The organism is Actinophytocola sp., assembly GCF_050699915.1.
Taxonomy (GTDB): Bacteria; Actinomycetota; Actinomycetes; order Mycobacteriales; family Pseudonocardiaceae; genus Actinophytocola.
This window is the reverse complement of the sequence record NZ_JBOHGA010000057.1, coordinates 1-12614: the sequence shown is the minus strand read 5'-3', so window position 1 is coordinate 12614 and position 12614 is coordinate 1. Positions and strand designations below refer to the sequence as shown.

The 12614-nt window shown below is 70.2% G+C and carries 9 protein-coding genes; 8 read left to right on the top strand and 1 reads right to left on the bottom strand.

From position 1 onward, the window contains the following. Positions 1–10 precede the first annotated feature (10 nt). Positions 11–1246, top strand: a complete 1236-nt coding sequence (locus tag ACRDSK_RS13170) for a PucR family transcriptional regulator (protein WP_431440799.1) — start codon at positions 11–13, stop codon at positions 1244–1246. A gap of 197 nt (positions 1247–1443) precedes the next feature. Continuing rightward, positions 1444–1923, top strand: a complete 480-nt coding sequence (locus ACRDSK_RS13165; RefSeq protein WP_431440798.1) for an Lrp/AsnC family transcriptional regulator — start codon at positions 1444–1446, stop codon at positions 1921–1923. Between the two features lie 14 nt (positions 1924–1937). Here ACRDSK_RS13165 and ACRDSK_RS13160 read toward each other — a convergent pair whose 3' ends face one another. After that, complete coding sequence (locus ACRDSK_RS13160) at positions 1938–3071, bottom strand: aminotransferase class I/II-fold pyridoxal phosphate-dependent enzyme (protein ID WP_431440796.1); 1134 nt, start codon at positions 3069–3071, stop codon at positions 1938–1940. A gap of 387 nt (positions 3072–3458) precedes the next feature. Here ACRDSK_RS13160 and ACRDSK_RS13155 point away from each other — a divergent pair, with 387 nt between their 5' ends. The 6 genes from ACRDSK_RS13155 to ACRDSK_RS13130 form a co-directional block, all read left to right on the top strand. Further along, the gene (locus tag ACRDSK_RS13155) at positions 3459–4469 is read left to right on the top strand and encodes a fatty acid desaturase family protein (protein WP_431440794.1); all 1011 of its coding nucleotides are present in this window, start codon (positions 3459–3461) and stop codon (positions 4467–4469) included. A gap of 17 nt (positions 4470–4486) precedes the next feature. After that, positions 4487–5953 carry a pyridoxal phosphate-dependent decarboxylase family protein gene (locus tag ACRDSK_RS13150; RefSeq protein WP_431440792.1) on the top strand — a complete coding sequence of 489 codons (1467 nt, stop codon included), beginning with the start codon at positions 4487–4489 and terminating at the stop codon, positions 5951–5953. 571 nt (positions 5954–6524) lie between these two features. Beyond that, the gene (locus ACRDSK_RS13145) at positions 6525–7094 is read left to right on the top strand and encodes a hypothetical protein (protein WP_431440790.1); all 570 of its coding nucleotides are present in this window, start codon (positions 6525–6527) and stop codon (positions 7092–7094) included. Between the two features lie 38 nt (positions 7095–7132). Further along, on the top strand, positions 7133–10156 hold the full coding sequence (locus ACRDSK_RS13140; protein WP_431440788.1) for an amino acid adenylation domain-containing protein: 3024 nt from the start codon (positions 7133–7135) through the stop codon (positions 10154–10156). Further along, on the top strand, positions 10153–10896 hold the full coding sequence (locus tag ACRDSK_RS13135; RefSeq protein WP_431440787.1) for an SDR family oxidoreductase: 744 nt from the start codon (positions 10153–10155) through the stop codon (positions 10894–10896). The genes ACRDSK_RS13140 and ACRDSK_RS13135 overlap by 4 nt, the downstream gene beginning before the upstream one ends. A 61-nt stretch (positions 10897–10957) precedes the next feature. Then, positions 10958–12614 (top strand): condensation domain-containing protein (locus ACRDSK_RS13130; protein ID WP_431440786.1); only part of this gene is annotated, 1657 nt, incomplete at its 3' end.

The window sequence follows — 12614 nt, the reverse complement described above, 5'->3', positions numbered from 1 at the left end:
GGTGCGGGAGATGCGGTCGGAAGCGGCGGAGTGGATCACCGGGTACGTGGAACAGGCGCTCGTGCCCGCCGAGCTGGCTCGGCTGGTGGAGATGACCGACCGGGAGATCGTCGCGGCGGTCGCCGACTACGCCGAGGGCGAGGAGCTGCGTCGCGACCTGCGGGCGAGCACCGGCGCGCACTGGCGCGGGTTCCTCACCGCGGTGACCCGCGAGAACTTCGAGGTGCGCCCGCCGGCGGAGGCGTTCGACCTGGCCCGCACCATCGCCCGGCGCGGTTTCGGCCTGACCGTGCTGCTCACGACGTACCGCGTGGCGCAGCGCGCCGTGTGGTCGTACGTGACGGAGACCGTGCAGGAGCGCATCACCGACGGCGACCTGCGCTCCGCGGTGCTGGTGCGGTTCTGGGACCGGGTGAGCCGCTGGATCGACGGCTCGGTGGAGGTGCTGGTCGGCACGTACACCGAGGAGCGTGAGCAGTGGCAGCGTGGCGCGCTGGCGCAACGATCGGACACGGTGCACGCGATCCTGCGCGGCGTCGACGTCGACGTCGACGCGACGGGCTCGCTGCTCGGCCACCCGCTGCGCCCGCACCACACCGCGTTCGTGCTGTGGGCACGGGACGGGACTCCGGCTTCGGATGTCGTGCGGGAGCTGGAGGGCTCGGCGTCGGCGCTGGGCTCGGCACTGGGCAACGCGCACACGCTGAGCGTCGCGAGCGGCGCACGCGGGTTGTGGTGTTGGGTGCCAACCCCCGTGCCGCCCACTCCGGAGGCGCTGGCGTCGGTGGCGCTTCGCCCGGGCGTGCGCGCGGCGGTGGGAAGCGCGGTACCCGGGGTTGCGGGCTTCCGGCGCAGCCACCGGGAGGCGCTGGCGGCGCAGTCGGTGGCGTTGACGGGCGAGGCAGGTGCGCCGGTCACGTGGTATGCGGACGTGGAGCTGGCGTGTCTGGCCGGCGGAGTCGGCGGGATGGCGGCGATGCGCGTGATGGTCGCGCGCGAGCTGGCTGGCCTGGCCGCGCCCGACGAGGCCGCGGCCCGCCTGCGCCGGACCGTCCGCCTGTATCTCGCCACCGGCGGCAGCACGGACCTGGCGGGAAAGGCGCTGAGCCTGCACCGGAACACGGTGCGCTACCGGATCCAGCAGGCCGAGCAGCTGTTGGGGCATTCGGTACACGAGCGGCGGGTGTACCTGGAGCTGGCGCTGCACTGCCTGGAGGTCTACGGGCCTCAAGCGCTGGACGCTTGACGTATTCGGCTGCCCGCCCGCCCTCTCCGACGACGATGACCACCGTGCGGCCACGCATTTACCCCACTGCCATGCGGCTTCACCGTACGAACGTTGCTTCCGATGTTCCCCTTGCCGGCGGTTGCTCCATCGCGCCGATGTCGGGTTGTATCGAGTTGCGGACGAGAAAGAACACTCGCGAACGCGATGGGGACAGGATGACGGATCCCGTTTCGGAGCGGCGCCGGGTCGCGGCGGAGGAGTACCCCGGGCACGCGTTGTTCGACGACGCGACCAACGGCATCGTTGAGCAACTGCGGGAGGACGGCCGGCGGCCGTATGCCATGATCGGCCGCGCTGTGGGCCTGTCCGAGACGACTGTGCGGCAACGGGTGCGGCGCCTGCTCGACTCCGGGGTCATGCAGATCGTCGCCGTTACCGACCCGGTCCAGCTGGGGCTCGTCCGCCGGGCGATGGTGGGCGTGTGCACCTACGCCGAGCTGGAGGAGACCGCCGACCTGCTCGTCACACTCCCGGGGGTGGACCATGTGGTGGTCACCGCGGGCTCGTTCGACCTGCTCGTCGAGGTGGTGGCGCGCGACGATGACGAGCACCTGCTGGAGATCCTGGAGGAGATCCGCGCGGTGGCCGACGTCCGCACCACCGAGGCGTTCGTCCATCTCGCTCTGCGCACGTAGAACTCGTCGCACGCTCAGGCGTACGCTGCGTACTCTCGCTCGATGAAATGATCGAGTTTCTCGAGTCCCGTCGCCATGGCGCGTTTTCCGAGCCCGATGCGGAACCTGTTGTCCTGGTCGTCGAAGAACGTGCCCGGCAGCAGGAGCACTCCTTCGCGCTCCATCAGTTCGGTCACAAAACGTTCGACCGGAACCGGTGCGCGAAGCCGCGGAAACCCGACGGTGCCGGCTACCGGTCGGGTCCAGTCGAACAGCCCCGGCCACCGGTCGAAGAACGCATCGACCAGGGCGAGGTTCTCGGCCACCAACGCGTTGCACCCGGCGACGATGCGCTCGTGCGCCCGGAGGGCGATGATCGCGAGGATCTCCGACGGGGCAGCGCTGCACACGCTGGTGTAGTCCTTGAGGGCGAGAATCCGCCGCCGCAGCTCCCGATCACGGGTGACGACCCAGCCGATCCGCAGGCCGGCGAGGCCGTACGCCTTGGACATCACCCCGATGCTGACGAACTGGTCGTCGACGTCGGCGGCGGCCGGCAGCCGGCTCGCCGGGTCGAACTCCGTGAATCGGTACACCTCGTCCGACACCAGCGGGATGTCGTGTTCCCGGGCGAGGTCCGCCACCTTGGCGAAAGTCTGCGCATCGAGCAGCGCACCGGTCGGGTTGTGCGGGAAGTTGACGACGATCGCCCTGGTCTCCGGCCGGACGGCGCGGCGCAGCGCGTCGAAGTCGAGCGACCAGCCGGCCGTGGCATCGAGTGGCACGGGTGTGACGTCGGCGCCCAACGCACGGGCCACGTTGTGCAACGGCTCGAACGCCGGCCACACCACGGCCGCGTGCGTGGCGGGTTCGAGCAGCACGTTCATGACGAGGAACAGCGCCTCCGCGGCACCACCGGCGCAGACGACGACGTCGTCTGCCGACACGGCGTCGTAGCGACGAGCGATCTCCGCGCGTAGCGCCGGATCGCCCGCGGTCTCGGTGTAGCCGAGCGACAACGTGTCCCACCTGGCCCGGATGTCATCGTCCGCCAGGGCCAGCAGGTCGGTCATCGCCGGACCGTCCACATCGGACGCGCACAGGATGTGCTCGACCGAGAACTCCCATTGCGCGAAGAACCGCTCCAGTCGGGATTCGCTTACGATCACGTGCGCTCCACGGGTATCTGAACTCTCCGGGAATTTCCCGCCCACAGTACCCGGCGGCTCACGGAGAGAACAGTTGGCGCGTGTATTTGATCTCCTGGTGGTAATTGATCAGACGCCGTGATACGTGCGGTATACAGCTGTTCTCGTACGCGATCACGGGTACGCCACGACCGATGAACACGGAGCGTTGGCATCGTCCCCGAAATGGCTTATTGACGTTCAGTTCGGGCCCGAGTACCAAGGAAACCGCTCCGGAAATGCTGGCGGGTGCCGTACCTGGCGCTGCATCATGGGCCTTCGAAGCTTTGCTTTCGTGAGGCCCCTCCATTCAGGGGGGCAGTTCGGCTGACCCGGACGGTGAAATGTCATCAATTATGTGGAGTAGTCTTGTCCGCCTTGTTCGAATCTCCGGAAGAACCCGGTGACAGTTTCGACGGCTCGACGAACGTCCGGCTTGCCCCGGTGCGCGGCGTCGACACCCGACGCAACCTCGACAAAACGCTGTTCGTCAAGCGACCGGCCGTTTTCACGGCCAAGTTCGCGTTCGCCGTCGCGTTGATCGCTGCGGGCTGGGCTGCGGTGGTGCTGTGGCCCAGCTGGCCCGTGGTCGTCGCCGCGACCCTGGTGATCGGCCCCATGTACGCGCACCTGGTGGAACTGCAGCACGAGTGCCTCCACGAGCACGCCTACAACCGGCGGTGGTGCAACCGCCTGGTCGGCTTCCTTTGTGGCGTGCCGATGTTGAGTTCGTTCTGGCACTACAAGTACGAGCACCTCCGCCACCACGCCTTCCTGGGCACGAAACAGAACCAGGAGTTCTTCAACTACCGGTTCGACGACCTGCACACCGTCCACGGCTTCGCCCGGGGGTGCTTCCACCTCGGCCGTTACGTCGACGTCGCGCGGGACATCGGCCGCAGCGTCGTCGGCCGGACCAACCCAGCGATCAGCAAGCCCTCCGCCGCGAAGAAGGTCCGCACCGAGTATCTGGCGTTCGTCGTGGTCCTCGCCGCGGCCGTGGCGTTCACGGTGGGCACCGGGAGCCCGCTGCTGCTGTTCACCTGGGTGATCCCGACGCTGTTGCTCGCCGAGCCGATCCACTTCCTGATCGAGCTTCCCGAGCATTTCGGGCTCAACACGCAGACCGATCCCAACGTGCTCACCAACACCCGGACCGTGCGCGCCGGCCGGTTCGCCCGCTGGTTCACCAACAGCAACGACGTGCACACCGCGCACCACTACCACCAGGGCGTGCCGATGGCGCAGGTGCGCAAGCTGCACCGGATGATCGCCGACCGGGTGGCGACGGTCGACCCGTCCTACTGGCAGTTCTACAAGAAGGTGCTGACGGGCGAGCTGCGGTACCTGGACCCGTCCGCGACCTTCAAGACCAGGTGAGCTCGAGGAACGGACGGATGGACAGCGCAGAGGAATCGCTCGACCCCGAGTCCTGGTCCGAGCTGCGCGAGCTCGGGCATCGCATGGTGGACGACATGTTCGACTACCTGGCGGGACTGCGAGATCGTCCCGTCTGGCAGCCGATGCCCGACGAGCTGCGAGGCCGGCTGCGACAGCCGCCGCCGGACGAACCAGAAGGGGCGCAACGGGTCTACGCCGATTTCCGGACCCTGGTGCTCCCGTACGTCACCGGGAACGCCCACCCACGGTTCTGGGGCTGGGTGTGCGGGCAGGGCAGCGGCATGGCCATGTTGGCCGAGATGCTGGCCGGCGCGGTCAACTCGAGCGTCGACGGGTTCGACGACGCTGGCACGCAGGTCGAGGCGCAGGTCATCGAGTGGTGCAAGACGATCCTGGGCTACCGCGACGAGGCGACGGGCATCCTGCTCAGCGGCGGGTCGATGGCGAACTTCGTCGGCCTCGCGGTCGCTCGGAACAACTGCGACGCCGTGGCGGCCAAGCGGTCCGGGCTGTCGGGTGCGCCGCCGTTGACCGTGTACGCCTCGGCCGAGACGCACTCCTCGGTGCAGAAGTCGGTCCAGCTGCTCGGCCTGGGCACCGAGGCGCTCCGCAAGATCCCGGTCGACGAGCGCCACCGGGTGCGGCTGCCTGCGCTGGCGGCCGCGATCGAGACCGACCGCGCCGCCGGCCGGGTTCCGTTGTGCATCGTGGGAAACGCGGGCACGGTCAACACGGGAGCGATCGACGACCTCGACGGGCTCGCCGACATCGCCGAACGCGAGGGCGTCTGGTTCCACGTCGACGGCGCGTTCGGTGCGTGCGCGGCCATCTCCGCCACCCTGCGGCCCCGGCTAGCCGGTCTCGAGCGGGCCGACTCACTGGCATTCGACCTGCACAAATGGATGTACTTCCCCTACGAGGCGGGCTGCACGCTGGTGCGCTCGGACGCCGAGCACCGGGCCGCGTTCCAGTACGACGCGCCGTACATGGCGCCCGCGGAGCGCGGTCTCGCGGCGGCCAGGAACCAGCAGTTCACCGAGTACGGCCCGCAGCTCTCCCGTGGGTTCCGTGCCCTCAAGATCTGGATGGGCCTCAAGGAACAGGGCGTCGACAAGTTCCGGCGCCTCATCGAGCAGAACGTGCGGCAGGCGGCGTACCTCGCCGAGCTCGTCACCGCCGCCCCCGACCTGGAGCTGCTGGCCCCGGTCGAGCTGAACGTGGTCTGCCTGCGCTACTGCGGCACCGGCGGACTCGGTGACGACCAGCTCAACGACATCAACCGCGAGCTGCTGAGCCGGTTGCAGGAGAGCGGCACCGTGGTGCCGTCGCACACCGTGCTCGACGGCCGGTTCGCCCTGCGGGCCGCGATCACGAACCACCGCAGCCGCCGCGAGGACTTCGAGCTGTTCGTGGAGGAGGTCCGCAAGGTGGGCGCCGGCCTCATCGCGGAGCTCCGCGGCTGACCGGCCCCCGCGGGACCGGACGACACGACGGCGCCGGCCGGAATTCCTTCCGGCGGTCGACCGGGCGGCGACTCATTTCGTGTGAATGCCGCTGTCGTGTGCTGCAAGGAATGGGGAAACCGGACGTTTGATGTTCTTTTCCGGGAGAGAGGCATATTACTGCATGCAGACTATGGTCGCAACCCGCGTGTGTGCTGATTACCCGGATACCGGTTGAGGCGGTAGCCGACCACCATTCTGATGGTTCAGGCGTGAGAGTCGGGGATGTACAGCCATGTCAAACTACAGGGAATTTCCCTGACTTCGGCCGGTCCTCGGCTCCACCAATATCGCGCAGACCAGGCTGGAGGGCGCGCCGATACTGCTGTACGCGGGCGCCGTTGCATCATTGAGCCTAACCGTGAATTAGTGCTAATGGAGGCTGGAAATGTCGTCTCTCACTCTGCAGGAGCCGGCAGAGCGGGGTCGGGATCCGCGAAAGGTCACGTTGCACAGCGACGACGTCGCGACGTTCGGAGTATGCAGATGCGGTAGATGTCCGTTCGAGCTGTGCCTTTCCGGCGCAACGACCGTGCCGTTCGCCGGGCAGATCCTGGCAGGGACGCACCAGTGGTACCTGCGAAACCAGTCGGCGGACCAGCCGCTGGTCGTCGCCGATGTCGACGCGCGCACCAACCCGACGACCGTCCTTCCTGGTGAGCTTCAGTCGTTCGACCTGGACATGGCGACCGCGGGCCCGTTACACGGCGCCGACGGTGTGTCGGTGATGGTGTTCTTCAGCCCCGGCACGGCGAAGAAGGTCGGCGCGGTCTGCCCGGCCATCACGCCGAGCGCGCATCCGGACCTCGACCCCAACGCCCGCTATTCGATGGTGCTCACCGCGTTGTGCGAGTCGGTCCTGCTCGACAAGCCCACGAAGCCCGCGCCGACGTCGTCCGACATCGCGGCCCGACTGGCGCTGAGCCCCCGGGCGGTCGACTCGCACATCGACTACCTGATCGAGAAGCTCGGCATCGCCGCACCGATGCACCGTCCGGTCGGCTGGAAGCGCGACGCCCTGATCGCCTTTGTCGGGGGTCACGAGCCCATCGCCCGGACGCTTCGCACGCTGTCCACCCGCCGGGCACCGGCCACCCCGTAGCACCGCCGCGAGGCGAGCACCCGTCCGAGAGGCATGCGTTGCAGCACAGCAGAATCCACGAGGCCGTCCATGATCATGCGACCCGCACACCGCGAGCGCCGGCCGTCGTCCATGACGAGTTCACCATCACCTACGGCGAGCTCGATCGCCGGTCCGCCGAGCTCGCCGCGATCCTCGCCCAGTGCGGAGTCGCGCCCGGCGCCGTCGTCGCCGTCCTCCTGCGACCGTCGGCCGAGCTGATCGTCGCGCTGCTGGCCGTACTCCGGTGCGGCGCGGCGTACTCGGCGCTCGACCCGAACTGGCCCGTCGGACGGCTGCGGCGGATCCTGGAGATCCTCGACGGTCAGCCGGTGATCACCGACACCGGCCGGGAATCGTTCGGCGCGGGACGTCGCGTCCTCGTCGGCGCGGACGGCTCCGACGTAGCCGATGTCGGTTCCCGGTCACGGCCGATCGTGTCCGAGAACGGCGACGCCGCGATGGTGTTCTTCACCTCCGGCAGCACGGGCGAACCGAAGGCCGTCCTGTCACCCCACCGCGCCACCCTTCGCCTGTTCGACGGCTGCACGTTCGCACGGTTCGACCGTGACACGGTCATGATCCAGTCCGCCGCGGTGCCCTGGGACGCGTTCGCGCTGGAGTTGTGGGGTCCGCTGACGACCGGCGGGAGCGCAGTGCTCGTCACCGCCCGGCCCTTGACGCCCGACGGTCTCCGGCACGCCATCGGCGTCCACAGGGCGAACACGGCCTTCATGACGACCTCGCTGTTCCACCTGTTCATCGAGGAGGACGTCAACGCGTTCACCGGGCTGCGCACGCTGATCGTCGGCGGGGAGCGGCTGTCCGCGCGGCACGCCGGCGAGTTGCTCGCCGCGCAACCGGACTTGCGGTTGGTCAACGGGTACGGCCCGGTCGAGAGTGCCGTCTTCGCCCTGACTCACGACGTCCGGCCGGCCGACACCACGGGTGAGGTCCCGCTGGGCCGCCCGGTGCCGCGTACCGAGGTCCTGATCACGCGCCCGGATGCGCCGGACCGATTGTGCGCCGAGGGCGAGACCGGCGAGATCTGTGTCGCGGGAGACGGCCTGGCCGTCGGCTACCTCGGCGATCCGGCGCTTACCGCGGCGAAGTTCCACACGATTCCCGTCGACGGGTCCTCGCTGAGGGTCTACCGGACCGGCGACCTCGGTCGCCGCACCGCCGACGGCGTCGTCCACTTCCACGGACGCCTGGACCGGCAGGTCAAGGTGCGCGGCAACCGGATCGAGCCCGCCGGTGTCGAGAGCGCGGCGGCCGCCGTGCCCGGGGTGCGCCGGTGCGTGGTGGCGGTTCGGCCCGACGACACCGGCAACGCCGACGGGCTGCAGCTGTTCTACCTCGCGACCGGCGGGCGGCCGACGGTGGCGGAGCTCGAGGCCCGGCTGCGGGCGGTGCTGCCGTCGTTCGCGGTGCCCGACCGGATCGTCGCGGTGGACCGCTTTCCGTTGTCGCCCACCGGAAAGGTCGACGTCAACGCGCTCGTCGCCGAATCGCCGGCGACCTCGCGCGACGGGGATCGGCAGCCGGAGGTCACGGGCGTGGCGAGCACGGTCGAGGTGGTCGCGGCCGAGGTGGCCGCACTGGTCGGGAACGCGGTCGACAAGACCCTGTCGGTGTTCGCCCAGGGCCTCACGTCGATGAGCGCGGTCCGGCTGTGCAGCAGGCTGGGCAAGCGGTTCGGCCGGGTGGTGCCGATCTCCCGGCTCATGAGCGCGGGGACCGTCACGAAGCTGGCCGCGTGGCTGGACGAGCCGCGGCCGCCCACCGCGGCGAGCGACGGCCACGGCCCGGCCGGCGTGCCTGCGACGCCCATGCAGCAGTCCTTCGTGCTGCACGAGATGCGGCTGCGGTCGGCGTCGCCGGCCAACCACTGCGTGCTGCGGTGGCGGCTCACCGGCCCCGTCGACGAGGAGCGCCTCGTCGCAGCCCTGAGCGCGGTGCACCGCCGCCACGACGCCCTGCGGGCGGCGTTCGAGCTCGGTGACGAGCTCACCGTTCGAGCGTCCGAAGAGGACACTGAAATCATCCGGTTCGAAGTGGATGATGGCGGGCCGGCGCGCACCCAGGTGCTCGAGCGGCTGCACCGCCCGTTCGACCTGATGTCCGGGCGGGTGTGGCGGGCGGTGCTGGCCCGCGACAGTTCGCGCGAGTGTTGGGAACTCGGCGTCGCGGTGCACCACGCGGTGTTCGACGGCTGGTCGGAACACGTGCTCGCGCACGAGATCAGTGCCGCGTACGCGGGCACCGCCGAGCCCGGCGTGCCGGACCTCGCCGCGACCTACCGGTCGCTCGTGGACGTCGCGAGCGCCGCCGACCTGGCCGGGCAAGCCGGCTACTGGACCGGTGCCACCGCCGGCCTGACGCCGATCGTCTGGCCGCCCGCGGCCGCGGACGGTTCCGGGGCACGCTGGCTGGAGTTCCCCCTCGACGACGAGATGGACGGGATTCGCGCGCGGGCCGCCCAGTCGGGCACCACGGTCCTCGCGGTGCTGCTGGATGCCGTCGGTCGCGCGCTGTTCGACGCCACCGCGAACGACGACGTCGGCGTCGGAGTGCCGGTGAGCCTGCGCGTCACTGAGCCGCTGCAGCGACCGGTCGGCTGCCTGGTCGACACCGTGTGCGTGCGCCTGCACCGTGAACGGCACGGCCCGCGTACGGCCGCCGCCGCGGCCGCCGTCGCCATGACACACGCCGACCTGCCCTTCGCCGAGGTGGTCCGGCTCGCCCGGCCGCCGCGGACCGGCCGGCATCCGCTGTACCAGGTCATCGCCGCCGTGCAGGACTCACCCGCGCCGTGCCTGCGGCTGCCGGGCGTCACCGTCCACCAGGACGCGAAGGATGACCTGCCGTGGACGGACATCGAGCTCGTCGTCGAGCTGTTCTGCGGGGACGGTGAGGCGCCGCGGCTACGCGTGAGCCGGGACCCGCGGGTCGTGGACCTCGCCACGTTGCGGGCCGTGGCCGCCGGCGTGCGCCACGTGTTACACGCCCGCGCCGAGGTCGTCGCGGAGGTGGGCGCATGACCGCGCTGGCGGGCAAGGTGGCGCTGGTGACGGGCGGATCGCGCGGCATCGGCCGGGCGGTCGTGTGCCGGCTGGCCGCAGACGGCGCAGACGTCGTGTTCACCTTCGTGGCGAACGAGTCCGCCGCGCGCGAGGTCGTGGCCGAGGTCGGCCGCGACGGTGGCGCGGCCCGCGCGGTCCGTGCGGACCAGGGGAGTGCCGTGGACCTGGCCGCCGCGTTCGACCGTGCGGAGGAATGGTTCGGCGGACTGGACATCATGGTCTGCAACGCTGCGGACAGCACGCCATGCGCCATCCCCGACGTCACAGAAGACGAGTACGACCGGGTCATGGCGGTGAACGCGAAGGGGCCGTTCTTCGCCATCCAGCGGGCCGGGCGGCTCCTGCGCGACGGCGGCCGAATCATCACGGTGTCCACAGTGAACACTGTGCTGCACGAACCCGGCGGGGCCCTCTACATCGCCAGCAAGGGTGCGCTCGAACACTTCACCATCGTCGCGGCGCAGGAGTTCGGCACCCGCGGCATCACCGCGAACATCGTCTCGCCCGGTGCGACCGACACCGACCTGCTGCGCACCGCGAACCCGGGCGAGACCTTCGACGAGGAGATCGCCGCGACCCCGCTCGGGCGGCTCGGCCGGCCGGCGGATATCGCCGGGGTCGTGGCGTTCCTCGCCGGCCCGGACGCGGCCTGGGTCACTGGTCAGAACCTCCGTGCGACCGGAGGAAGTGGCCTGTGAGGACTCGTTTCACACGGACGACGCGGACATCGACGGACACATCGCAAAAGGGAGACCCGACGTGACGGTCACGGTGTCGACTGGCAGCCGGCGGCGCGGAACCGGGGTGTCCCCGGCCCAGCGCGGCATGTGGTTGGCCGACCGGATGCACCCGGACAGCGGGATGAACAACGTGTTCTGCCTCGTGCGTCTGGTCGGGACTCTCGATCCCGAGGCGCTGCGCGGCGCGATCGCCGACGTCGTGGCGCGACACTCGGCGCTGCGCTCGACGTTCCACGACGAGGACGGGACGCCGGTGGTCCGCGTTGCGGACGCCGTCGACGTCTCGCTGCCGGTGGTCGAACCGAGCGTGTCCGCGGAGCGCACGCGCCGACTGGCCCAGGAGTGGTGTGAGCGGCCCTTCGACCTCGCCGCGGGTCCCCTGGTGCGGACGCGACTGGTGCGGATACGCCCGCGCGAGCACCTGCTCTGCATCGCGGTGCACCACATCGTGTGCGACGGCCAGTCGCTGGCGGTCTTGTTCGGCGAGTTGTCCGCGGCCTACGCCACGCGCACCGGCGCGGCCGTCACCGCCGAGCTGCCGGCGCTTTCCGCCCAGTACGGGGAATACGTGGCCTGGCGTGCGGCACACGTCACCCCACCGGTGGACTGGTGGGCGTCCTATCTCGACGGTGTCCCGGACCTGCTGCCGCTGCCCGCTGACCGGGTGCGGCCGCCGGTGCGCGGCGGGGCCGGTGACACGGTCGTGTTCGACATCCCGGAGCAGCTCGCCGACGACCTGGCCACGCTCGCCCGGCGGCACCGGATGAGCCCGTTCATGGTGCTGCTCGCCGTCTACGGCGTGGTGCTCGGGAGGCTGAGCGACGTCCGCGACCTGGTCGTGGGCATTCCGGTCACCGACCGGCCGCTACCGGAGTTCGAGCCGTTGATCGGGATGTTCGTCGACACGCTGCCGGTGCGGCTCACCATGCCGCCCGGGGTCACCTTCGCCGACCTGCTCGCCGACGTCCGCCGGTCGGTGCTCGGCGTGCTGTCCCATCAGCACGTCTCGTTCGACGCACTGGTCGACCTGTGCGGGGCCAACCGCAGCCCGGCGCACACCCCGTTGGTGCAGGCGGCGTTCGGCGCCGATGTGGCACCCTTTCCCGCTCCCGTTCTGTCCGAAGTGGACGTCGAGGTGTGCACGCCGCTGCCGACCGGGGCCAAGTTCGACCTGGACGTGTGGTTCAACGCGCCGTCGGACGGCCGCGGCGGTCTCGTCGGCGCCCTCACCTACAGCACGGAGCTCTTCGAGCGGGCCACCGCGGACGCCCTCGCCGAGCGGTTCGTACACCTGCTCGGCGCGGCGGTGGCCGAGCCGAGCAGGCGCGTCGACGCGTTGCCGCTCACCGGTCCGGATGAGCGGCGGACGATCCTGGAGCGATGGGGCCGCGGTGGCCCGGCACGGTCGAAAGAGCTGCCGGTGCACGAGATGTTCGCCCAGCATGCCGCGCTGGCACCGGACGCGCCCGCGGTCAGCGCCGAGGGTCGTGAGCTGAGCTACCGCGAGCTCGACGCCCGCCGCCGCCAGATCGCCGGACGGCTGCGCCGGACCGGGCTGGGGCCCGATGACGTGGTGGGCATCCTGCACGAACGTGACGCGGACATGGTTGCCGCCCTGCTCGGCATCCTGTCCGCCGGCGCCGCCTACCTGCCGCTCAGCTCCACCCATCCGCCGG